Below are 20,218 nucleotides of genomic sequence, written 5' to 3' on the forward strand. Positions count from 1 at the left end.
ATGAAAACCACCTCTATCGAAGCACACGAATTTGTTAAGGACAAAAAGTCCAGAATGCACAAGAATATCCTTCAAACCCTGAGAGTGATCGGGAAAGGAAGCTTTAGAGACATGGCACATGCCGGCGGCCTTAAAGAAGCCCAGGTATGGAAACGCCTTAGCGAAATGAAAGAACTCGGGTATATCGTGGAGGTTGGAATTAAAGTATGCCCTGAATCTAACCGTAAGGTCACCGTATGGGCCATTAATGAATCTAAACAGCTTAGCCTATTATGAATTTCTACAAGAACAATGAGATGGTACCTATGACCCGCCGCTATCCTGATTTAAAGGATAAAGTAAAAAAACGTGATAATAAGATCAGTATACAGCTTATTCGCGCGTGGGATGTTGAAAGGGATGCCGAAAAAGTACTGAAGATCTTTCTGCAGAACATCGACAAACTTTCTTCTTACCGGTACTGGGAGCTACTCAGGTCTGTATGGATCATTTGTGGTACCGTTGAAAATGCCCAGTTTTTTAGTTCCTTGATGAAATCCAATAAACCCAATCGGCACTATTTCTCAACTCCTGAAGAGCATGAATTTTTAAGGAGTTTACCAGATCAAATGGATGTCTATAGAGCCTGTAATAGTCCTCAAGATGGTGGTATAAGCTGGACTTTGGATTACGATTATGCATGTAAATATGCCAAAGACTTTCAGAAAAACATGGTTTTGAATAATAAAATAAATAAGTCAGAGGTCTTCGCTTACATCAATAGGAATAATGAATCTGAAATATTAATCCTATGATCTTCAACACCAAAATACCCATCCAGCGGGAGCAGGCTATCGAGCGCTTTGAATACCTCGTAAAGAACGAAAAGCGCATCGCCATTATCGATAAAAAGCCAAAGCGAACCATGAAGCAAAACCGTTACCTGCACCTCTTACTGGGGATGTTCGGACTTCATTTCGGGTATACCCTCGAAGAAGTAAAGCAGGACATATTTAAAAAAGTGGTGAACCCGGACACCTTTTATGAGGGCGATAAAGAATACTACGGGACCAAAGTAGATAAATGGCGAAGTACCGCTGATCTGGATAAAGGAGAATTGACCATTTGTATCGAGAGGTTTCGAAATTTCTCCAATGACCTTGGGTTTTACCTGGCTTCTCCTGAAGAGCATGCCCAATTACAACACTACGAAAACGAACTGAGTAAACACGAATCTAAAATTTATATCTAATGAAAAAAGTAGAAGAAATCCCGACGGTGCAAACCAGGTTTCAAGAAGAGATTATCACCACTGCCGATCTCGACAAAATGAAAGGAAAATATTTAGCTGAAAGGCTATTAAGAACCTGGATCAAAGATTTTATCGATGAAGACAATGGTGATGTGGTCAGCCTTGACAGGAATGAGATCATTTACGATAAAGGCACTTTTATTACAAGCGATGTACTTTCAGAAATAAACTTTCACCTTCAAACCAATGAAGTTAAAGAAGTGAAAGTAAGTAACCAGAAGCGTATTGGTTTTCTTTCAGGAGGATTTACTTCTGTTTGGCAGGCTACCGCAAAATTCAATAATAAAAAGTTTACCTACCTGCTCTATGCCAGTTCCTTGAGTATGGCTTTTGATATTGCTACTGACTTTTTAGAACAGGATCTTCCCGGTGGCTTCCAACTTCACACTTTAAAAGAACTGGATTACAGCAACCTTATTGTTGTAGAGGAAGATGAGGAAGAGCTTGATTTCTATAAAATAGAACTTGAAGTAGATTTTGAATATCAGGAACCTTACGAATCTTCTTATATCCTGAAATCACATGATGCCGAAACTGCTAAGCGGGCAATTGTAGAATACATCGCGAAAAAAGCGAAAGAAGAGAATCGAAGAGAATCTTTTGATGTCACTATTATTTCTGCAAAAACAATTACCTGCTCAGGGATTGTTGACTACAAATTCTCACAGGAATATTTTGAAAGCCTCAAATCGAAAACCGCGTAATGAACTATACGGAATTCCTTAAAAACAAAATAAGGCTGTCCCGGCCCGCCGGTTTTCCGGTTGAACTTAGCGACATCAGCCCCCGATTAAAGCCTCACAACAGGCTCATGGTGAAATGGTTGGTTGAAGGTGGCAAACGCGCCTGCTTTGCTTCCTTCGGGTTACACAAAACAGTAACCCAACTGGAGGCGGTTCGTTTGGTTCTGGAACGTACCGGCGGTTCCGGCCTTATTGTTTGTCCGCTTACCGTACTAGCAGAATTTAAAAAAGATGCCATTGAACGGCTTGGCTGGAAGCAGGCTCCTAAATTCATTAGAAGGAATTCCGAAATGGACGGTGAAGGTATTTATCTCACCAACTATGTATCTATTCGTGACGGCAAACTAGATCCTACCGTTTTCAATGTAGCGTCTTTGGACGAGGCTTCGGTATTACGCGGACTCGGTTCTACAAAGACCTTCCGGGAGTTTATGAAGATCTTCACAGGGGATGCCGGTCCCCTTGGTAGAAGGAATTCCGAAATGGACGGTGAAGGTATTTATCTCACCAACTATGTATCTATTCGTGACGGCAAACTAGATCCTACCGTTTTCAATGTAGCGTCTTTGGACGAGGCTTCGGTATTACGCGGACTCGGTTCTACAAAGACCTTCCGGGAGTTTATGAAGATCTTCACAGGGGATGCCGGTCCCCTTGGTAGAAGGAATTCCGAAATGGACGGTGAAGGTATTTATCTCACCAACTATGTATCTATTCGTGACGGCAAACTAGATCCTACCGTTTTCAATGTAGCGTCTTTGGACGAGGCTTCGGTATTACGCGGACTCGGTTCTACAAAGACCTTCCGGGAGTTTATGAAGATCTTCACAGGGGATGCCGGTCCCCTTGGAAACCGCCGCGGGGCTGAAAGCGTAAAATACCGATTTGTCGCAACGGCCACCCCTTCCCCTAACGATTATATAGAATTGCTTGCCTATGCCGATTTCTTAGGTGTGATGGATGTTTCACAGGCCAAGACAAGGTTCTTTAAAAGAGATTCCACCAAAGCCGATAAGCTTACCATTCACGCGCATAAAGAAGAAGAGTTCTGGCTATGGGTGGCGTCCTGGGCCATTTTCGTCAATAAACCTTCCGATATTACCGGGAATCCCGAAGACGATAAAGATTACATCCTGCCACCGCTGCAGGTGAACTGGCACGAAATACCCACCGATCACAGTAAAGCCGGGATAGAGAAAGACGGCACTTTCAGAATGTTTAAAAATGCCGCTTTCAGTCTTGCCGAAGCTGCCAGGGAAAAACGGGAAAGCCTTGATAGCCGTATTCAGAAATTACTGGAACTACGCGAAGAAAATCCCGGGTCCCATCGCATTATATGGCATGATCTGGAAGCCGAAAGAAAAGCCATTAAAAAGGCCATTCCTGAATCGGTGAGTGTCTATGGCAGTCAGAAACTCGAAGACCGCGAAGAATCTATCAGGGCCTTTTCTGACGGGGAAATACAGGAGTTATCCACTAAGCCGGTTATTGCTGGTTCGGGTTGCAACCTGCAGCGCTATTGTTCCTGGGCTATCTACTTAGGTATTGGTTACAAATTCAATGACTGGATTCAAAGTGTTCACAGGCTTCAGCGGTTCGGACAACCCGACCCTAACGGGGTGCGTATCGATCTGATCTATACCGAAGCCGAAAGGAAGATCCGCAAGGATTTGGAGCGCAAATGGAGACAGCATAAAAAAATGATTCAAAAGATGACGGAAATTATTAAGAAATACGGCCTGTCCCACCAGGATATGGCAAAAGTGCTGGAGCGTAAGATGGGAGTCGAGCGCATCGAGGTCAAAGGCAAACGTTATACTATGGTCAATAACGACAATGTAGACGAACTGCCACGCCTGAAAAGCAATTCGGTAGGACTCGTTCATACCTCCATTCCTTTTGCCACGCAATACGAATACACGCCTAATTATGCCGATTACGGCCATAGTGAGAATGTGCAGGAGTTCTTCCAGCAAATGGATTACGCAACGCCTGAAGTTTTCAGGGTATTGATGCCCGGAAGGATCGCGGCCATTCACGTGAAAGATCGTATCGTTCCCGGCGGACTCAACGGGCTCGGCTTTCAAACTGTTTACCCGTTCCACAAAGATTGCATTGACCACTTCACAAAGCACGGTTTTGCATACATGGGCATGAAAACCATTGTTACTGATGTGGTACGGGAAAACAACCAGACCTATCGCCTGGGATGGACCGAGCAATGTAAAGACGGAACCAAAATGGGTGTTGGAATGCCGGAGTATCTTTTGTTATTCAGAAAACCGCAGACCGACAGCTCCAAGGGTTATGCCGATGTACCGGTAATAAAAGATAAAATTGAAATTGCTGAATGTCCTGAGTGCTTTGAAAGAACACCGTTTGAAAAATGGGAGTTTGATTTTGATCAAGAACCGGAGCCAGTTTACTATTGTCCTAATTGTAAAAAAGGGAATCTATCAGATAAGATTCCAACAAAATATTATTCCCGTTCCCGCTGGCAGGTAGATGCGCACGGCTTTACAAGATCTTCAGGCAACCGCTGTTTAAAACCAGAAGAACTGGCCAAGCTCGATCACGACAAGATCTTTAAGGAATTCAAACGCTTTTCTTTGGAAAAAGTATATGATTTCGAGCATCATGTAAAGATCGGGGAAACCCTTGACGCTACCGGAAAACTTCCCACTTCCTTTATGCTCTTACAGCCGCAAAGCTGGCATGAGGATGTATGGAGTGATATCACCCGTATGCTTACCCTGAACAGCTCCCAGTGGAGCAAGGGAAAAGAAATGCATTTATGTCCGTTGCAGTTTGATATCGTAGACCGTGTGATCGAGCAAATGAGCAATCCCGGGGATGTGGTACTGGATTATTTCTCAGGAATCGGAACGGTGCCCTATCGATCTGTTTTAAAGGGTCGTATAGGCTACGGTATAGAACTGGCCAATAACTATTTCCTGGATGGGGTTTCCTATTGCAAAGCCGCTGAAGAGAAAATGGAAATGCCCACGCTTTTTGATGTATTGGAAAATGAAAAGGTGGAGGGATGAGAGAGTTTGTAATAGACCTATTCTGTGGAGCTGGCGGAACTTCAGCTGGAATCCATTTAGCAAACGGAAGTAGCAAGGTTGTTTTATGTGTCAACCATGATCTTAATGCTATTGAAAGCCACCGGTTAAATCATCCCAATGCAAAGCATTTGACCGAAGACATCCGAAACCCGGAGGTTTTATTCTGGTTAAAGCTTCGTGTGAATGCCCTCCGGAAATTATATCCCGGTTGTATCATTACAATTTGGGCAAGTCTGGAATGCACGAATTTCTCAAAGGCTAAAGGTGGCCAGCCAAGGGATGCCGATAGCCGAACCCTTGCAGAACATTTATTTATGTATCTGGATGCAGTAGATCCTGATTACTTAATGATTGAAAATGTGATTGAATTTATGTGCTGGGGTCCTCTTGATGAAAAAGGAAAACCTCTATCCAGAAAACGCGGTAAGGATTATTTAAAATGGGTAGATCAGGTTCGATCTTACGGATATAAATTCGATTGGAAGGAATTGAATTCTGCAAATTATGGGGCTTACACTTCACGAACCAGGTATTTCGCACAATTCGCGAAAAAGCACCTTCCTATATCATGGCCAGAACAAACTCATGCCAAGAAAATAAAGAAAGAGCAGGGACTGTTCCAAAACCTAAAGCCATGGAAACCTGTTAAGGAAGTTCTTAATCTGGAGCATGAAGGCAAATCTATTTTTAACCGGAAAAAGCCTTTAGTTGAAAATACGCTGAAGCGTATCTATGCCGGGCTTGTGAAGTTTGTGGCCAACGGTGATGATTCCTTTATAAAGAAATATTATTCAGGCAGACCGGCCGGGAAAGTGATTAGTATAAATGGCCCTGCCGGAACGATCACTACCATAGACGGCCAAAGTGTTGTAAAATGCGATTTTCTTTTGAAGTATAATTCAAAAAACAGGAATGGTCACTACAAACCACCATCAATGGAAAATCCTTCTCCAACTGTATCAACTCAGGGTCGACTTGGAATCATAAACACTGATTTTCTACAAAGCTATTACGGTAATGGTAATTCTCATTCTACTGAGGAACCATGCCCAACGGTCTCAACAAAAGATCGGTTTGGTAAAATATCAACTCATTTTATAGATCAGCAGTTCGGTAACTCCAAACCTTCAGGATTAGATCAGCCATTAGGATCTATTACTCAAAATCCAAAGTACGCATTCGTAAACGCAGAAAAGGAGCCATGGTTAATGGATACCAGTTTTAACAATAAAGGCAAATCGATTGATGAACCCGCACCGACTGTTTTAGCTAGTAGGAAACATCACTACCTGATGAATCCCCAATTTAAAAATCCTGGTAATCCTGTAAATAAACCAGCTCCAACGGTAATTGCGAGGCAGGATAAAAAGCCGCTTGGTTTGATTTCCTGTGAGTCAGGATCTGGATTTATCATTCCAGTTTATGATGAAGATTGCGAGACCATGATCAAGATAAAATTGTTCATGGCTTATTACGGCATCGTAGATATCAAAATGCGAATGCTGGAAGTAGAAGAACTCATGCGAATTCAGGGTTTCCCTGAAGGATATCAATTGGTAGGTACTAAGACAGATCAGAAGAAATTCATTGGGAATTCTGTAGAAGTAACTACTGCAAAAGCACTTTTCGAAGCTCATCATGAAGCTTTGGAAGTTTATTACGAAAAACAACAATTAGCAGCTTAAAACCCCTCGGAATTTATGACTGGATGGATAAAACTTCACAGATCACTTTTAGAATGGGAATGGTACGAAGATATCAACGCGACCAGGCTTCTCATTCATTTATTGATCTCGGTGAATTATGTAGATAAAAAATGGCGTGGCGAAGAGATAAAAGCTGGTTCTATGGTTCTCAGCTGGTCCACTTTATCTAAAGGAACAGGCCTCACAGTGCGGCAAGCACGTTCGGCAATGGATAAACTTGAAGCGTCAGGCGAGGTGACAAGGAACGTGACAAACAAATATCAGGTTGTAAGCCTTGTAAAATGGGAAAAACTTCAGGGGGATATTGAAAAGGCTGACAAACAAAATGCAATCAAACGGGCAGACAAATGGCAGACAAATGACAGGCAAGCGACAACAACTAAAGAAAGTAAAGAATATAAAGAAATAAAAGAAATAGAGAATACGCGCGAGCAAAATTTTTCAAAATATTCTGCTTATGATCTGATCCAAAAAGAAAAACCAACATCATTACAGGCTTTTGAAATGCAAAAAAAGAAGTTGGTACCAGACTGGAAAAAACTGCTGGAGAATTTCGAAAACAAAATTGAACTGGAACTGGCCCGAAATGAGATCAAGTTTGAGGCGGAAGAATTATTCCCGCGTTTCAAAGGCTATGTGAATACGTGGATTGAAAATGAGCAGAAATCCAGAGAAAACCAGCCAAAAATACATGCACCCGAAGACCCTTCAAGAAATATTCCCATAGGATGAGCGAAAATATAACCTACAAAAAAAACGATGCTGTAAGCCTTGTAAAAGGAAAAATTCCTCCACAGGCCGTTGACTTGGAAGAAGTGATCCTCGGGGCTTTAATGATCGACAAAAAAGGCCTTGACGAGATCATGGATTTTATGAAACCGGAAATGTTTTATAAAACCAAGCACAAAACCATTTTTAAAATCATTCGAAAGCTTTATCAAAATGATGATGATGTAGATCTTCTCACTGTTTCAGATGAGTTGAAAAAGGAAGGAAGTCTTGACAAAGTCGGTGGTGATTATTATCTCATTGAACTTACCCAAAAGGTTTCCAGTTCGGCACACATCCAACGGCATGCAAGGATTGTATTCCAGGAATATATCAAGCGACAGATGATTTCAAACTCAAATGCGATCATTGAAAATGCCTATGATAAATCTAAAGATACTTTCGACATTCTGGAAAAAGCCTATGAGCATTTAGGGACGGTTTCAAACCTGATTGTTCCAACCAAAACCCAAAGCGTAAGAGAACTGGCCGTTGAAATCGTATCTCATGCCCGAAAACTTTTCAAAAAGGAAGTAAAACCCGGGCTTGAAACCCCGGTAAGACACCTTACCCGAAGAATGGGAGGCTGGAGAAATTCAGAGCTTATCATTCTTGCGGCACGTCCAGGGATGGGAAAAACAGCTTTTGCCCTTAAAACAGGATGGATTACTGCCCTGAACAAAATACCGGTAGCCTTTTTCTCTTTGGAAATGTCGGCCCCGCAACTGATGAGTAGGATCATATCTATGGATTGCAGGATTGAGAATGATAAACTACAAAAAGATGGCCTTACGCATCAGGAAGAACAAATGGTAAATACCAGGATGTCCCAAATCGGGGAAGTTCCGTTTTATATCGACGATACCTCCAGTTTAAATATTCACACCCTGAAAGCCAAGGCAAAAAAAATGCATAAGGAGCTGAATTTAAAACTAATCATTGTTGATTATCTGCAGCTGATGGATGGCCCTTCGAAAAGTTTTAACCAGAATCGGGAACGCGAAATATCTGAAATATCCCGCGGATTAAAATTACTGGCAAAAGAACTGAATGTTCCTGTTATAGCACTATCCCAACTTTCGAGAGCTGTTGAAACCAGAGGCGGAAGTAAACGTCCGCAACTATCCGATCTTCGGGAGTCAGGGGCTATAGAGCAGGATGCCGATGTTGTTGGATTTATTTACCGACCGGAATATTACGGGATTGAGAACTGGGATGATTACGAACATGCTCCCACCCATCAGGAGGCCGAATATATTATTGCTAAAAACAGGAATGGCGGACTTGTTAGAAACAGAATGCGTTTTCTTCCAAAATACACGCTTTTCTCTGATCTGGATGAAGAATTTGATGAAAAAGAATTTCAACCCGCACTCCCACCCACAAATATGAATCCCAACGATGCCTTTGGAAATGATAATCCCGATAATGATGTACCATTTTAAAAAAAAGACTTATGAAAAAACTACTTCTATTGCTTTTGTTTCCGGTATTATCATACTCACAAGGCTTTGTGTGGATGGGAACTGAAATCGACCCTCGAAATGCGATCTTTGGAGGCACCGTAAACGAACAGGCCTTCGACGGTATGCTGAAATTGGGCTATCGCAACGGACATTTTGAGGCGAATGCGTTCTATGAGATCTTCCCGGTTATAGACTACAAAAGCTATGGAATGAATTTGAATATCGTGACCCGACCGGAGAAAATTATGGTACCGGTGGCAGGCTTCCAGATAAGCATGATACAACGGCCGTGGCATTTATACCCGTCACTGGCCATCAACGCAAAACTTGAATACCATTTTAACCGCTGGAGCCGGTTCTTTATCTACCTGCGTGGAGAAAGCAAACTCCGCAGCGATTGGAATGATAAGATCGTGCACTCCGGTTATTTTGGAGTGGCTTATAAATTAACCAATAACAAGTAAAGAAATGAAGGAAGTAAATAATAGTGATTGTGAAACATCACAAGATGATGATTTCCTTGAATGGATGCAAAACAATTAACAAATCCCACCACCCTCTAAAGAAGATAAGATGAAAATAGAAATTAAAGTAAACGAAAGAAATTTACAATTTCCTGTTTTAATGTATAATGAGACCAATGACACGTTAATACTTGCGACAGGATATTGGCACGAAAACGGTCATAATTTTAAAGGTGTTTGCCTAAGAAATTCTAAAAATCCAGAATTAGTAGGTAGAGATGATAAATACTGGAACTCAGTAGCATTTAAAGAATATGAGCATACAGTAATTTTATCTAACCAATCAAACCTATAAAGAATGAAACAAACTTTAACTGACGAGAAGTTTGGAAATTGCCTCCAAACCTGTGTAGCTTATTTATTAAAAAAGGATTTACACCACGTCCCTAATTTTATGTTATTTGAGCATCATTGGTGGAGTTCTTTAGTAATGTATTTAGGTATTCATAAGTATATACCTGATTTTGTGAATGATGAAGCGCCACCTGCTGATAATAATGAATACATCGTGAGTTTGAAATTTAAAAGGCATAGTAAAGGTGTATCACACGCTGTTGTTATGAAAAACGGAAGCGTAATTTTTGACCCGTACCCTATTATCAATTACAGTTACGATGAAGCAGTAATCGGAGGTTATTATAAAATTGAAAAATGTAATTAAAACCTATAAAGATGAATAGACCAACTTTAGAAAATACTTTAGAAGATTTCAAAAAGCAAAATAAAGCTGCTTATGGCTCCGATGTTGAACGAGAATATCACAAAAGACTTGAAGAATATTGTGATGAATTAGAGAGTAAACTCGAAGCCCTCCAAGCCCCTAAAGAAGAATGGATAAGTGTAGAAGAAGTTAAATTACCTACTTGGTTAGACCAATCTCCTTTTCAAAAAGATTCTGTCATAACCGGCGTGATAGTTAAACATCGTAATGGTGGTATGTGGGGAAATGTCGGTTTAAAAACTGCATCACACGGTTTTGCAATAAAGCTGGAACAACAAGAAATAGCATTAAAAAATATAGGAAAAACTGTAAAAGCTAAACCTTACGAGCCTTCTTACTATACGGTAGAAATTATTGAAGGTTTAACCCCTCCTAAAACCAACCACCAATGAAAAATATAACAGAAAAAGCAAGGCAGTTTTTAAGAGATAAAAACATCGATTGGGCTAATTTTGGAATTACCAATTTTTACCAAGCATTAGATTTGTTATTAGAATTTGAATCAGAATTATCTTATAAAGAAAATGAAGAAGAAACTAAGATTTCTTTTACAGTTTTTCAATCATTTATGAATAATAAACTGGAGGCCAAGATAACAAGCCAGGAGAATTTATTTGCAAATGAAACATTTCCTGTTATCGGTATAGATCAGGAAGGTGTGACCTGCGATGTATTGCATCATTTTGGAACTGAATCTTTTTTATTTGAAGAAGTTGAATTGATTGTAAAAGAAAAATAATCTCATATTCAAAAAAGAACCTATAAGTTTCATATTTTTATTAAATTGCAGCCTGAATGGGAATTAAGAAACAACCGGAATACGAATTACAAAAGGCCATTTGCCGGTATCTGGATGTTCAATATCCCAGGGCTATTTATTTAAGCGATACAGTGGCATCGGTCAAGTTGAAGATTCCACAACAAATGCGAAATAAAGCCATTCAGAAAAGCGGGGTGAAAATTCCCGATTTACTGATTCTGGAACCCAGGGGAGCATTCTCGGGTTTGTTCATTGAATTAAAAGTCGACACTCCTTTCAAGAAAAATGGAGAACTCAAAGCAGGTGATCATCTTGCCGGTCAGATGCAAACCATTAAAGACCTGAAACAGCGCGGCTATTACAGCTGCTTTAGTTGGGGTTTTGAAATGACAAGAACGCTCATTGACAGGTATTTTGCTTTGGCTGATAAAAATTAAATCGTGGGGTAGAGCAGTTGGTAGCTCGCTGGGCTCATAACCCGGAGGTCGCAAGTTCGAGTCTTGTCCCCGCCACAAACCAAATAGATGAAAGGAATGCATCAACCCGGTGTGGGGAAAACAGAAGTGCCTGTGAGTCTGTTTTCAAATTCTGTAGGCATATACAGTCTGAAACTATTGCAGGTGGGCAGCATTCCGATAGCAAAAATCGGGAAGCAATTATGCGGCTTCCCTTTTTAAAAACCAACAGGCGTTTTCATAACAAGTTACTTTTCTTTATAAGGGGTTATTTAGATAAAATTACTGTTGAAGCGCCTGTTTTTTTCTTATGGAAAAATTGATCAGTCTATACATAGATTCTCCCATCTGGGAAAATTCAATCGAGGTAGATGATTTTATAATAGCAGTAGGAAAAATAAAAAGTAACAGCGTGTACCATATCGCTGAAGTGAAATCCAAACAAAGTCCAAAGCATAAGAAACTCTGGAGGTATTATGTGAAATGCTATCGGAGTGATTTAATTACAGCGCTTAAAAGAGATCCCAACCAAAGATTAATTTCCATGCAATGGTATTCCAGAAATAAGAAAAATAATGTCTGAAAAATCTATTAAAATATTGGTAGTTGGAATGGGACCTGGTGACGGTGCTTATCATAGAGCTGCTCAAAGATTGGCAGCATCTGGATTTCCAATGGACGATATAATTCTTGAACCCGCTACTCTTCCAATACCCGAACCAAAACCAAATACAACTTTATTCATTGATGAATGTTTACCATTCTCAAAAGAAAAGTTTGACCAACTACAACCTGAACGCTCCAAATATCATAAGTAACTATGGCTTTCGAAGAAGGAAATACCTACTACCAGATTCGTTCCAAGCACGGGAGAGATACCGAATACACTCCCGACACCCTTCTTGAAAAAGCCAATGAATATTTCCAATGGGTCCTCGATAACCCGCTCCAGGAAGAACAGATTATAAAAGGCCGGTGGACTGAAGAGAAATCGCAAAAGGTTCCCGATGGAAAAGGAGGCTTCAAAATGATGAAGCTTAAAACCACTCATCCCTATGCCCGTGTCAAAGTTCCTAAAATGAGACCCTTCACTTTGGAAGGATTCTGTAATTATGCAGAGATTGTGGTAAACACCTTTAAAAACTACGAAAAGAAGGAAATTGATCCGGATTCTTCTGAAGAAGAGCAACAAGAAGTACGTGATTTTTTGACGGTCACACGTGCGATAAGGCAGATAATAGACAATCAGCAATTCGAAGGAGCTGCTTCAGGATTCCTGAATCACAATATCATAGCCCGTAAACTTGGTCTTTCCGATCATAAGATTCTTGCCGGTGATCCAGAGAAACCCCTTGGCATTCCGAAACAAACCATAGTGATCAAAGAACGAACGCTGGAAGAAGAATAACGATTGCCTATGGAAGCGGTCAAAGAACTTGAACTTTCAACTCCCCAGGTAAGAGTTATCAACAGCCGAAACCCCCTTACCCTTTTCATGGCCGGTCAGCGATCGGGAAAAACCTTTCTTATTGGTTTTAAGAGCGGACGTTATATTTCCAATGCTCCGAAGATCGCGGGAATGATTGCCGCCAATACCGAAAAACAGCTTACCCAAACCACCATTCGCGAAGTCAAAAAAGCCTGGAAGAAGATCTATGGTTTTACCGAATACGATCCTAAAGCCAATCCGCATGGTGATTACGTGGTGAACATCAAGCCCCCTGAGCATTTTACCAAGTTTGAAAAGTTTGATAATTATTACGGGATCATCAGCTTTATAAACGGCGGGATCATCTTCGTGGCCTCTTTGGAAAACTACATCGCTCATGACGGTAAAGACATAGGCTGGGCAGAACTTGATGAAACCAAAGATACCCGGGAAGAAGCGTTAAAGGCCGTTATTTTCGCGAGGCTTTCACAGCCGGGATTGCTCTATCATAAAGAAACCTTAGAGATCGCTTATGTGGAAGATGTGGAAGATCCTGATGAGTATGTGAACTACAACCCGTGTTGCATCAATACTTCCCCGGCAATCGGGGTGGTGAAATGGCTTACCGATATGTTTGACCTGGAAGAAGTGGCAGAAGACATTTTAAAGGCCCTTACCAGCAACGCGCACCTGTATTACGATCAGAGCGAAGAGCATACCATTGTGATTTCTTCTACGCATCACAATGCGCATAACCTCTCCCCCGGTTATATTCAGAACAGGACCGCAAAACTATCGGAAGGCGAGGCTTTGAAATTCATTTACGGATATCCCTTTGCCAGAACAGGTGATAGTTTTTATATGCATTTCTCCAAGTTTAAGCATGTCAAGCCGGTATTCTTTGAAAAAGACCTGGCTATTCACATTACTTTCGACTTTAACGTGAAGCCTTACATGACTTTGGAGTGTGCCCAGGTGGTGATCGATGACCGTGCCAAGACATTCACTATCCAGTTTTTTAAAGAATATTGTCCCTCTTCTCCCAACAATTCAACAGGAGCGGTTTGTAAGATGTTTTTAGATGATTTTATACTGTTTAATCCGATGATTTTCTTTTACGGCGATGCTTCCGGAGATTACCGTCAGGCAGGATCGGGGGATTATACGCAGTTCGATACCGTGCGGGACGAACTTAGAATGTTTATCAATAGAAGCTCCGACCGGGTACCCAAGAAGAATAAGAACGTGCTGAACCGTCGGGATTTTATAAGCCGAATCCTGGAAGAAAAAATGATCATTGATTACATGGGCCAGGAATACAAGGTTATTCTCGTTATCGATCCGTCCTGTGAAGAACTGATCCATGACATGACCTGGCTTAAGGAAGGAATTGACGGCAAGCTGAAGAAAAAAGTAAAGGACCCCGAGACCGGAGTGATCTATGAAGAGCTGGGGCATACCTCTGATGCGTTAGAATATCTGGTTTGCGAACTCCTTGAAGATTACTATGATAAATAAAAACGAACCTATAAGATTCTTTTTATAAATTTGTGAAAACTCGCTCCCATGGACTTACAGGCAATTATTCAAAAAAACATCGAGAAAGGCACTCGTCATAAGCATTACGATAAAGTGACCAACCTCGCCGAAATGTACGAGGCTTTCATCATGAACGAGCCTTACGAAGACAAAGACGGCAAACAGGTTTACCCCCTCAATAAATATCTCAGGCAGTTTGTAAGACGCGAAGATGATGAGCTCTTCGAACAGCGTATAAAGATCACCAAACATTACGCACCCAGTATCTGTTCCGCGCTTATGAAACCTTTTAACAAGGTGGTCCGTTCAAACCGGGTGGTGAAACTTATCGATCACAAAGATGATGCGGTAATCAAAGACATGGAAGAGGCGATGAATAAGTTTTACGGGGAAGCTGATAACAGTGGGTTTGATCAGTTTTTAAGGGAGCGTTATTTTCCGCTGGTTTTTACCGATCCGAATGCCTGGGTTTGGGTAGCCTTTGAAAAGTTTGATGCCAATAAAGAAAAACCGTACACCTTCCCGGTGGAGTATTCTTCAAAGGCCGTCATCAATTATTCTGTAGATCATGACTACACCGAATGGGTGCTGGTGAAGCTGAGCTATTCATATATAGCTAAAAATGATGCTGAAAAGACATCCGATCGTTATATCATTTTCGGTGAAGATGTGGCTTATGAATACAAACTCATCCCGGATGATATCAAGGAAAGTGAAACTTTTGTAAAGCCAGATGATACCCTTTGGATCACTGAAAAAGACAAAAAGAAATTCGTAGTCTACAATTACGAACACAAAAGCGGACGGGTGCCCCTGATGCGTGTTGGTTATCGAAGAGATCTTTCCACAAAATCGGAGACCTTTGTCAATCCATTTCATTATGAAGCCCTTCCTACCCTTCAGGAACTTGTAAAAGTAACCTCAGAGCTGCAGTTATCGATTACCCTTCATGCTTTCCCCAAACAGGTTATTTATACCGAAGAGTGTGATGCCAAGGGATGTAACGGCGGCCTGATGATGGACGGGAAAACAGAATGCCAGGTGTGTAACGGTACCGGGAAGAAATTCCATACCACCGCTGCAGATATTCTTCGCATTCCGTTACCAAAGAGCAAGAACATGGATCAGGTGATCGATGCCAATAAATTGTCGGCTTATATCGATTTCCCCGGAGGCGTTCTTGAGTTCTTGGATGAGTATGTCGATAAGCTGAAAAAAGAGATCGTTCGCATGGTCTTCAATTCGGAAACCATTTTGCAGACACAATATGCCAAAACAGCCACCGAAGCCGATATTGATGTCGATTCGATCTACGACACCCTCCACCCTTTCGCTGAAAAGTATTCCGAGCTCTGGATGTTCTTTGGGAAGCTCACCGCATTGTACAGGTCCCATAAAGATGTGACCATTTACCACAAGTTTAACTCCGATTACAAGTTCAAATCTTTAAAACAATTGCTGGAAGAGCTGAAGAGCGCATCTGATAGCAACGCTCCTTCTTACATCCGGGAATCCATCAACAATGATATAACCGATATCATGTATGCCGATGATCCCGCCGAACTTTCCAAACTAAAGATCAAGAATAAGCATTTCCCCTTCCCCGGTAAAACCGATATCGAAATTCAGAATATCATTTTAAACAATCTGGCTACCAGGCACCACCAGGTACTCTATGCGAATTTCGATAACATCTTTGACCAGATAGAAATAGAGCATAAGGATTTTTACAATCTGGCCTATGTGAAGCAGAAAGATATCGTGAAGAAGATCGTCGATGCTATTATCGAAGAACTCACTCCCACCACTGCAAGTTTTAACTTAAACAATCCTACCGATGTTTGATGATCACGCCAAAATAGACGAACCCACCGAGGAAGTCAGAAAAAAAGAAGTCGAAAAGAAACAAAAGCTTTTAGGCTCGAAGAAAGTTCATAAAGGCCATACCCTCTATGAGATCAATTTAAAAGAACATACCATAGTAGAGGCCACATTTGAAAAGGAGGTAGCCGATTATGAAAAAGAAGCCAAACCGGTTAAAAAGCAGCTTGGCATCGTGCAATTCAAAGACGGGCACCGAAAGGTAATGATTGATAACTTCGACAGGATCTCGAAAAAAGTAATCAAGAAACCAAACTGTATTTATATCTCAGCACTCAATAAGAAGAATCTGAAAAAGAAACTGATTCAAAGGGGTGTGATTAAAATTGTGAAGAAATGATCCAAGATCCAAACCCTCAGAAGCTGGAAGTAATTTTGGAAAGACCGCCCAAAGTAAAAATAATGAGTTTCCATTATTCTGAAAACAGCTATGTGAATTATGGCAGGCGATGGACCGCTCATAGCCTTATTGAGCATAGCAAGAAATACCCGGTATTTTATTTGCCATTGGCCGGTCTTCACATCGGAGGGTACCCCTGGGGAAATTCTTCAATAGATAATTTCATTTACCATTCAAAGCGTGTACAGAATGCAAACCTGGACAATCCGATCATTTTAGATGATATGGGCCAGATTGCAGATGGGTGGCACCGGGTTGTGAAGGCTATTCTGGAAGGAAAAGAAACAGTCAAAGCAATCAGGCTGGAAGATATGCCGGAACCGGATGAATTTTTAAAAGAGGAATGAAAGAATGACTCCCGAAGAAATCCAAAGACTATCCTACCAGAAGGCTGTAAAGCTGGAAAAACTCATCGATGAAGTTGAAAAACGCATCGACAAGGCTTCTACGCAGCTTTCAAAGATCATGCTTAAACATTTTCTTCAAAAGCTCACCATTGAACAGGGGAAGGTCATCGCTCAATTCAACCAGCAAACGGTTTTATTATTCAATAAGGCTTTTAAAATCTACCAGGAAACCACCAAAGCCAGCCTTGTAAAATACATCGTAGGGGATATCAATACCATCCTGAACGAGAACGACAATTACTATCGAAAGACAGCCCCCGGTTATGATATCGATAAATCGGACATGAAAGCCCTGCTCGATAGAAGGCTGGGCATTGCCAAAGACGGAACCCTTCTTAAAAACGGGTATATGAGCGGCTTGCTGGATGACTCTGCTATTCGTGCTGAAGTGCAGCGTTTTGTATTTAAGGAAATATTCAAAGCCAGCGGATTTGAGGCTTTTAAGGAAGGGTTACGGCAATTTATTGAAGGAGAAAAGGGAAAATACGGGGCCTTTCAAAGATATTACAGGGGATTTAGTTATGATGCCTATGCACAACTAAATTCTTTTACCTCTGGGGAATATGCGAACCGGTTAGGAATGCATCATTTTATCTACAACGGCGGACTTATTGAAACCTCCCGCAAATTCTGTATTGAACGAAACGGGAATGTTTATAGCACTGAGGAAGCCGAAGAATGGAAAAATGACAAAGACCTGGAGGCCATTGAAAGCAGGGAAAGCTATAACTGGCTTATTGATCGTGGAGGTTATAACTGTAGACACAGTATAGATTTTATTGCGCCTGAAATAGCCTATGCGCTAAGGCCGGAACTTAAAGATGAGTAATCATTAAACTATGAAATAGTGGCTTTTAAAATCACAATAGATTTAGGAAAACTACGAATTGAATTAAATGGAGCTGGAACTATAAAAGGGAGGGAAGATTGGACTGTTGGTCTAATTCCTCAGCTATGGTTTGGTTGGCAAAATTATAGCTATTGCAAAGCTATTGATTTATCTACAGGCTGGTTGTTTTGGTGGGTATCTATTAGTATTGAAAAGAAATAAAAAAAGAGAGCAGCAGGAATCGAACCTGCACCGTCACCAAGACTTAAAAGGATTTGAACCTTTGGCGGAAAGCTATCCCGGCACTACCAATGTGCGTTAACTCTCTAATTACAAATTTAATAAAAAAACCGGAGCGTTAACCCCGGTTCATTTTGAATTTAAAGTTTAGACTATGCGAAAATCTATAAACAACTTCGACTTCTAAAATACAAATTTTTTAAAAAAAGAACCTAATTGTTTCTTTTTTATATATTTGTAATACTCAGGAGCTTGGTCAGGCTCAACAATTTGACAACAAAACATACTGCCGCCTGGCAGATCACTTATTGTTTAATTGTAATTCTCCATAGCAATGGCCAAGAAAACCAATTCTAAAGACACCGTTAAGATCAAAAGGGGTGCACAAGAAAAAACCATTTCCAAAGCCCAGTGGGATTTGATGAAAAAAGAAAAAGCTACTTACGGGTGGATGCTCGCCTCTGAGGTCCCCGATGATGTGAAAACCGTAGAGCAGCAAATGGAGCTTTCCCAGGTTCAGGACCTTACCAAGAAACTGGAGGCTGCTAATTCTGAAAAAGCAGAGCTCCAAAAAACCGTAGAGGCTCAAGAAGCCACTATCGAAGACCTTACCAAGAAACTGGAGGCTGCTAATACCGCCGATTCTAAAGGAGCTGATGATAAAGCCCCTGCCAAGAAAGCTGATTCCGGTAAAAAATAGCAGCCATGGCAAAAGCAAATCTTATTAACCGCAATACAGGAAAAGAAGTCGAGGCTTCCGATCCTGATGCTGTGATCAAAAGGTTTCCTAAAACCTTCACTAAGAAACCGGCTACCCAGCTGAATGCTGATGTAAAGCAGGCCGAAAAATCCATTTTAGATAAGAATATCGGTGAACTGGAAGTGAACCTATCCAAAGAAAGCGATGTTTCAAAACTGGAGAAATTGCTTCAGGATGAAAAGGCAGGGAAAGACCGCGAAGGTGCAAAAGAGGCTATCAGCAACCGTATAGCTTCATTGAAAGAAGACAAATCTACTACTAACAAGACCACCGGCTCTAAAAAGGCCTAAGTCTATAAACTCGTTTTAAATGTCATACACAGCTTTAAGACAAACATTGGCGGAAGGGCTTCGAACCGCATACCAACTCGAAGAGGACGACATTGCAACCATTCTACCTGAAGAAGAAGATAAGTTCAATGGAGAAGAATTCAATAAACAGTTTCTTCAATTTGACCGTGACCGCATCCAGAAGATCAATCAAAAAGGCAAGGAAAAATTCGAACAGGGTTATTCCAAAGCCAAGAAAGAAGTCCTGGATCAATTAGAAACAGAAGCCCGCGAACGTTTCGGCGTAGAAGATGATGAATTGAGAGGCATTGATCTTATAGATCACATTGTCGAGATCAATTCTAAAAAATCAAAAGCCGATCCTACCAAGCTAACTGAAGAGCAGATCAAATCGCATCCTTCAGTGATCAAGCTTCTAAACGAAAAGGAGAAATCCTTTAAAACACGGGAAGAAGAACTGAAGACTGAATACGATACCAAGCTGAACAACTTCCAGAAGGAACGCACTTTTAGCGCGGTCGAAAAGAAAGCACTGGCCATCTTTGACAAAATGAACCCGGTACTATCATCAGATCCTGAAAGAGCCGCAAACCAGAAGAGCATTTTAATTAATGATCTCAAGGGGCTTGACTACCAGGAAGACGGTGACACCTACATTCCTTTACAGGAAGGGAAAAGACTCGAAGATCCTCACGGTAACGGAGTAAGTTTTGAAAAGCTTGTTCAAAGCCGTGCCGCAAGATATTTCGACTTCAAAAAAGCCGAAGAACGTGACACGCCACCAGCCGGTGGAGGTGACGGTGGCGCAACCGGTTTCCCAAAGACGGAAGCCGAATATGCCAAGATCGTAAACGATCAAAACATTCCTTTGGAAGAACGTCTCGAAATCAAGAAGAAATGGAACGAAGCAAAGTCGCAGAGCTGATTGTTTAATTAAAAAA

At 41.2% G+C, this 20,218-nt stretch carries 26 protein-coding genes and 2 tRNA genes; 27 read left to right on the forward strand and 1 reads right to left on the reverse strand.

The window, feature by feature from the left end; translation table 11 throughout:
• The 24 genes from C7S20_RS19335 to C7S20_RS19455 all read left to right on the forward strand — a co-directional run bounded on the left by C7S20_RS19335 (position 1) and on the right by C7S20_RS19455 (position 18,209).
• Positions 1–276, forward strand: a complete 276-nt coding sequence (locus tag C7S20_RS19335; protein WP_107013995.1) for an Lrp/AsnC family transcriptional regulator — start codon at positions 1–3, stop codon at positions 274–276.
• Positions 273–794 (forward strand): hypothetical protein, encoded by a 522-nt coding sequence (locus tag C7S20_RS19340; protein ID WP_107013996.1) that lies wholly within the window; start codon positions 273–275, stop codon positions 792–794. Before C7S20_RS19335 ends, C7S20_RS19340 begins: the two co-directional genes overlap by 4 nt.
• Positions 791–1,231, forward strand: coding sequence for a hypothetical protein (locus tag C7S20_RS19345; RefSeq protein ID WP_107013997.1), 441 nt, complete (start codon positions 791–793; stop codon positions 1,229–1,231). The genes C7S20_RS19340 and C7S20_RS19345 overlap by 4 nt, the downstream gene beginning before the upstream one ends.
• Positions 1,231–1,995: a hypothetical protein gene (locus C7S20_RS19350; RefSeq protein ID WP_107013998.1), complete on the forward strand. Its 765-nt coding sequence runs from the start codon at positions 1,231–1,233 to the stop codon at positions 1,993–1,995. Before C7S20_RS19345 ends, C7S20_RS19350 begins: the two co-directional genes overlap by 1 nt.
• On the forward strand, positions 1,995–5,081 hold the full coding sequence (locus tag C7S20_RS19360; RefSeq protein WP_227009063.1) for a DNA methyltransferase: 3,087 nt from the start codon (positions 1,995–1,997) through the stop codon (positions 5,079–5,081). The genes C7S20_RS19350 and C7S20_RS19360 overlap by 1 nt, the downstream gene beginning before the upstream one ends.
• A complete protein-coding gene (locus tag C7S20_RS19365) occupies positions 5,078–6,787 on the forward strand; it encodes a DNA cytosine methyltransferase (RefSeq protein ID WP_107013999.1) in 1,710 nt (569 codons plus the stop codon). Before C7S20_RS19360 ends, C7S20_RS19365 begins: the two co-directional genes overlap by 4 nt.
• A 15-nt stretch (positions 6,788–6,802) precedes the next feature.
• The gene (locus C7S20_RS19370) at positions 6,803–7,540 is read left to right on the forward strand and encodes a hypothetical protein (RefSeq protein WP_107014000.1); all 738 of its coding nucleotides are present in this window, start codon (positions 6,803–6,805) and stop codon (positions 7,538–7,540) included.
• The gene (gene dnaB, locus C7S20_RS19375) at positions 7,537–9,021 is read left to right on the forward strand and encodes a replicative DNA helicase (RefSeq protein ID WP_107014001.1); all 1,485 of its coding nucleotides are present in this window, start codon (positions 7,537–7,539) and stop codon (positions 9,019–9,021) included. Before C7S20_RS19370 ends, dnaB begins: the two co-directional genes overlap by 4 nt.
• Positions 9,022–9,032: 11 nt before the next feature.
• Complete coding sequence (locus C7S20_RS19380) at positions 9,033–9,506, forward strand: hypothetical protein (RefSeq protein WP_159040001.1); 474 nt, start codon at positions 9,033–9,035, stop codon at positions 9,504–9,506.
• A gap of 109 nt (positions 9,507–9,615) precedes the next feature.
• Positions 9,616–9,861 (forward strand): hypothetical protein, encoded by a 246-nt coding sequence (locus C7S20_RS19385; protein ID WP_107014003.1) that lies wholly within the window; start codon positions 9,616–9,618, stop codon positions 9,859–9,861.
• A gap of 3 nt (positions 9,862–9,864) precedes the next feature.
• The gene (locus C7S20_RS19390; RefSeq protein ID WP_107014004.1) at positions 9,865–10,227 is read left to right on the forward strand and encodes a hypothetical protein; all 363 of its coding nucleotides are present in this window, start codon (positions 9,865–9,867) and stop codon (positions 10,225–10,227) included.
• A gap of 11 nt (positions 10,228–10,238) precedes the next feature.
• Positions 10,239–10,679 carry a hypothetical protein gene (locus tag C7S20_RS19395; protein WP_107014005.1) on the forward strand — a complete coding sequence of 147 codons (441 nt, stop codon included), beginning with the start codon at positions 10,239–10,241 and terminating at the stop codon, positions 10,677–10,679.
• Positions 10,676–11,026 carry a hypothetical protein gene (locus C7S20_RS19400; RefSeq protein ID WP_107014006.1) on the forward strand — a complete coding sequence of 117 codons (351 nt, stop codon included), beginning with the start codon at positions 10,676–10,678 and terminating at the stop codon, positions 11,024–11,026. Before C7S20_RS19395 ends, C7S20_RS19400 begins: the two co-directional genes overlap by 4 nt.
• 56 nt (positions 11,027–11,082) lie before the next feature.
• Positions 11,083–11,484, forward strand: a complete 402-nt coding sequence (locus tag C7S20_RS19405; protein WP_107014007.1) for a hypothetical protein — start codon at positions 11,083–11,085, stop codon at positions 11,482–11,484.
• Positions 11,485–11,486: 2 nt separating this feature from the next.
• A tRNA-Met gene (locus C7S20_RS19410) sits at positions 11,487–11,559 on the forward strand.
• A 253-nt stretch (positions 11,560–11,812) separates the two neighbouring features.
• Positions 11,813–12,085: a hypothetical protein gene (locus C7S20_RS19415; RefSeq protein ID WP_107014008.1), complete on the forward strand. Its 273-nt coding sequence runs from the start codon at positions 11,813–11,815 to the stop codon at positions 12,083–12,085.
• On the forward strand, positions 12,078–12,320 hold the full coding sequence (locus tag C7S20_RS19420; protein WP_107014009.1) for a hypothetical protein: 243 nt from the start codon (positions 12,078–12,080) through the stop codon (positions 12,318–12,320). The genes C7S20_RS19415 and C7S20_RS19420 overlap by 8 nt, the downstream gene beginning before the upstream one ends.
• A gap of 2 nt (positions 12,321–12,322) precedes the next feature.
• Positions 12,323–12,910, forward strand: a complete 588-nt coding sequence (locus tag C7S20_RS19425; RefSeq protein ID WP_107014010.1) for a terminase small subunit — start codon at positions 12,323–12,325, stop codon at positions 12,908–12,910.
• Between the two features lie 9 nt (positions 12,911–12,919).
• Positions 12,920–14,449, forward strand: coding sequence for a hypothetical protein (locus tag C7S20_RS19430; RefSeq protein ID WP_107014011.1), 1,530 nt, complete (start codon positions 12,920–12,922; stop codon positions 14,447–14,449).
• Between the two features lie 48 nt (positions 14,450–14,497).
• Positions 14,498–16,315: a hypothetical protein gene (locus C7S20_RS19435; protein ID WP_107014012.1), complete on the forward strand. Its 1,818-nt coding sequence runs from the start codon at positions 14,498–14,500 to the stop codon at positions 16,313–16,315.
• Positions 16,308–16,691 (forward strand): hypothetical protein, encoded by a 384-nt coding sequence (locus C7S20_RS19440; protein ID WP_107014013.1) that lies wholly within the window; start codon positions 16,308–16,310, stop codon positions 16,689–16,691. The genes C7S20_RS19435 and C7S20_RS19440 overlap by 8 nt, the downstream gene beginning before the upstream one ends.
• Entirely contained in the window at positions 16,688–17,098 is a 411-nt protein-coding gene (locus C7S20_RS19445) for a ParB N-terminal domain-containing protein (protein WP_107014014.1), read from the forward strand. The genes C7S20_RS19440 and C7S20_RS19445 overlap by 4 nt, the downstream gene beginning before the upstream one ends.
• Before the next feature lie 4 nt (positions 17,099–17,102).
• Positions 17,103–17,987 carry a hypothetical protein gene (locus tag C7S20_RS19450; RefSeq protein WP_107014015.1) on the forward strand — a complete coding sequence of 295 codons (885 nt, stop codon included), beginning with the start codon at positions 17,103–17,105 and terminating at the stop codon, positions 17,985–17,987.
• Between the two features lie 18 nt (positions 17,988–18,005).
• Complete coding sequence (locus tag C7S20_RS19455; RefSeq protein WP_107014016.1) at positions 18,006–18,209, forward strand: hypothetical protein; 204 nt, start codon at positions 18,006–18,008, stop codon at positions 18,207–18,209.
• Positions 18,210–18,213: 4 nt separating this feature from the next.
• Here C7S20_RS19455 and C7S20_RS19625 read toward each other — a convergent pair.
• A tRNA-Lys gene (locus C7S20_RS19625) sits at positions 18,214–18,314 on the reverse strand.
• 247 nt (positions 18,315–18,561) lie between these two features.
• On the opposite strand from C7S20_RS19625, the gene C7S20_RS19460 reads away from it, so the two are divergent.
• The 3 genes from C7S20_RS19460 to C7S20_RS19470 are packed head-to-tail and all read left to right on the forward strand — an operon-like array spanning position 18,562 to position 20,202.
• A complete protein-coding gene (locus tag C7S20_RS19460; protein ID WP_107014017.1) occupies positions 18,562–18,927 on the forward strand; it encodes a hypothetical protein in 366 nt (121 codons plus the stop codon).
• Between the two features lie 5 nt (positions 18,928–18,932).
• Entirely contained in the window at positions 18,933–19,277 is a 345-nt protein-coding gene (locus C7S20_RS19465) for a hypothetical protein (protein WP_107014018.1), read from the forward strand.
• A gap of 19 nt (positions 19,278–19,296) precedes the next feature.
• A complete protein-coding gene (locus tag C7S20_RS19470) occupies positions 19,297–20,202 on the forward strand; it encodes a hypothetical protein (RefSeq protein WP_159040002.1) in 906 nt (301 codons plus the stop codon).
• Positions 20,203–20,218 lie beyond the last annotated feature (16 nt).

Origin of the sequence: Christiangramia fulva (assembly GCF_003024155.1) — a bacterium.
GTDB classification, from domain to species: Bacteria; Bacteroidota; Bacteroidia; order Flavobacteriales; family Flavobacteriaceae; genus Christiangramia; species Christiangramia fulva.

Coding starts and splice junctions, on each gene's coding strand:
- C7S20_RS19390 (WP_107014004.1), top strand. CDS start 9,865: ATGAAACAAACTTTAACTGACGAGAAGTTTGGAAATTGCCTCCAAACC.
- C7S20_RS19400 (WP_107014006.1), top strand. CDS start 10,676: ATGAAAAATATAACAGAAAAAGCAAGGCAGTTTTTAAGAGATAAAAAC.
- C7S20_RS19340 (WP_107013996.1), top strand. CDS start 273: ATGAATTTCTACAAGAACAATGAGATGGTACCTATGACCCGCCGCTAT.
- C7S20_RS19335 (WP_107013995.1), top strand. CDS start 1: ATGAAAACCACCTCTATCGAAGCACACGAATTTGTTAAGGACAAAAAG.
- C7S20_RS19460 (WP_107014017.1), top strand. CDS start 18,562: ATGGCCAAGAAAACCAATTCTAAAGACACCGTTAAGATCAAAAGGGGT.
- C7S20_RS19425 (WP_107014010.1), top strand. CDS start 12,323: ATGGCTTTCGAAGAAGGAAATACCTACTACCAGATTCGTTCCAAGCAC.
- C7S20_RS19415 (WP_107014008.1), top strand. CDS start 11,813: ATGGAAAAATTGATCAGTCTATACATAGATTCTCCCATCTGGGAAAAT.
- C7S20_RS19465 (WP_107014018.1), top strand. CDS start 18,933: ATGGCAAAAGCAAATCTTATTAACCGCAATACAGGAAAAGAAGTCGAG.
- C7S20_RS19370 (WP_107014000.1), top strand. CDS start 6,803: ATGACTGGATGGATAAAACTTCACAGATCACTTTTAGAATGGGAATGG.
- C7S20_RS19450 (WP_107014015.1), top strand. CDS start 17,103: ATGACTCCCGAAGAAATCCAAAGACTATCCTACCAGAAGGCTGTAAAG.
- C7S20_RS19350 (WP_107013998.1), top strand. CDS start 1,231: ATGAAAAAAGTAGAAGAAATCCCGACGGTGCAAACCAGGTTTCAAGAA.
- C7S20_RS19365 (WP_107013999.1), top strand. CDS start 5,078: ATGAGAGAGTTTGTAATAGACCTATTCTGTGGAGCTGGCGGAACTTCA.
- C7S20_RS19430 (WP_107014011.1), top strand. CDS start 12,920: ATGGAAGCGGTCAAAGAACTTGAACTTTCAACTCCCCAGGTAAGAGTT.
- dnaB (WP_107014001.1), top strand. CDS start 7,537: ATGAGCGAAAATATAACCTACAAAAAAAACGATGCTGTAAGCCTTGTA.
- C7S20_RS19445 (WP_107014014.1), top strand. CDS start 16,688: ATGATCCAAGATCCAAACCCTCAGAAGCTGGAAGTAATTTTGGAAAGA.
- C7S20_RS19440 (WP_107014013.1), top strand. CDS start 16,308: ATGTTTGATGATCACGCCAAAATAGACGAACCCACCGAGGAAGTCAGA.
- C7S20_RS19405 (WP_107014007.1), top strand. CDS start 11,083: ATGGGAATTAAGAAACAACCGGAATACGAATTACAAAAGGCCATTTGC.
- C7S20_RS19435 (WP_107014012.1), top strand. CDS start 14,498: ATGGACTTACAGGCAATTATTCAAAAAAACATCGAGAAAGGCACTCGT.
- C7S20_RS19345 (WP_107013997.1), top strand. CDS start 791: ATGATCTTCAACACCAAAATACCCATCCAGCGGGAGCAGGCTATCGAG.
- C7S20_RS19385 (WP_107014003.1), top strand. CDS start 9,616: ATGAAAATAGAAATTAAAGTAAACGAAAGAAATTTACAATTTCCTGTT.
- C7S20_RS19380 (WP_159040001.1), top strand. CDS start 9,033: ATGAAAAAACTACTTCTATTGCTTTTGTTTCCGGTATTATCATACTCA.
- C7S20_RS19420 (WP_107014009.1), top strand. CDS start 12,078: ATGTCTGAAAAATCTATTAAAATATTGGTAGTTGGAATGGGACCTGGT.
- C7S20_RS19395 (WP_107014005.1), top strand. CDS start 10,239: ATGAATAGACCAACTTTAGAAAATACTTTAGAAGATTTCAAAAAGCAA.
- C7S20_RS19470 (WP_159040002.1), top strand. CDS start 19,297: ATGTCATACACAGCTTTAAGACAAACATTGGCGGAAGGGCTTCGAACC.
- C7S20_RS19360 (WP_227009063.1), top strand. CDS start 1,995: ATGAACTATACGGAATTCCTTAAAAACAAAATAAGGCTGTCCCGGCCC.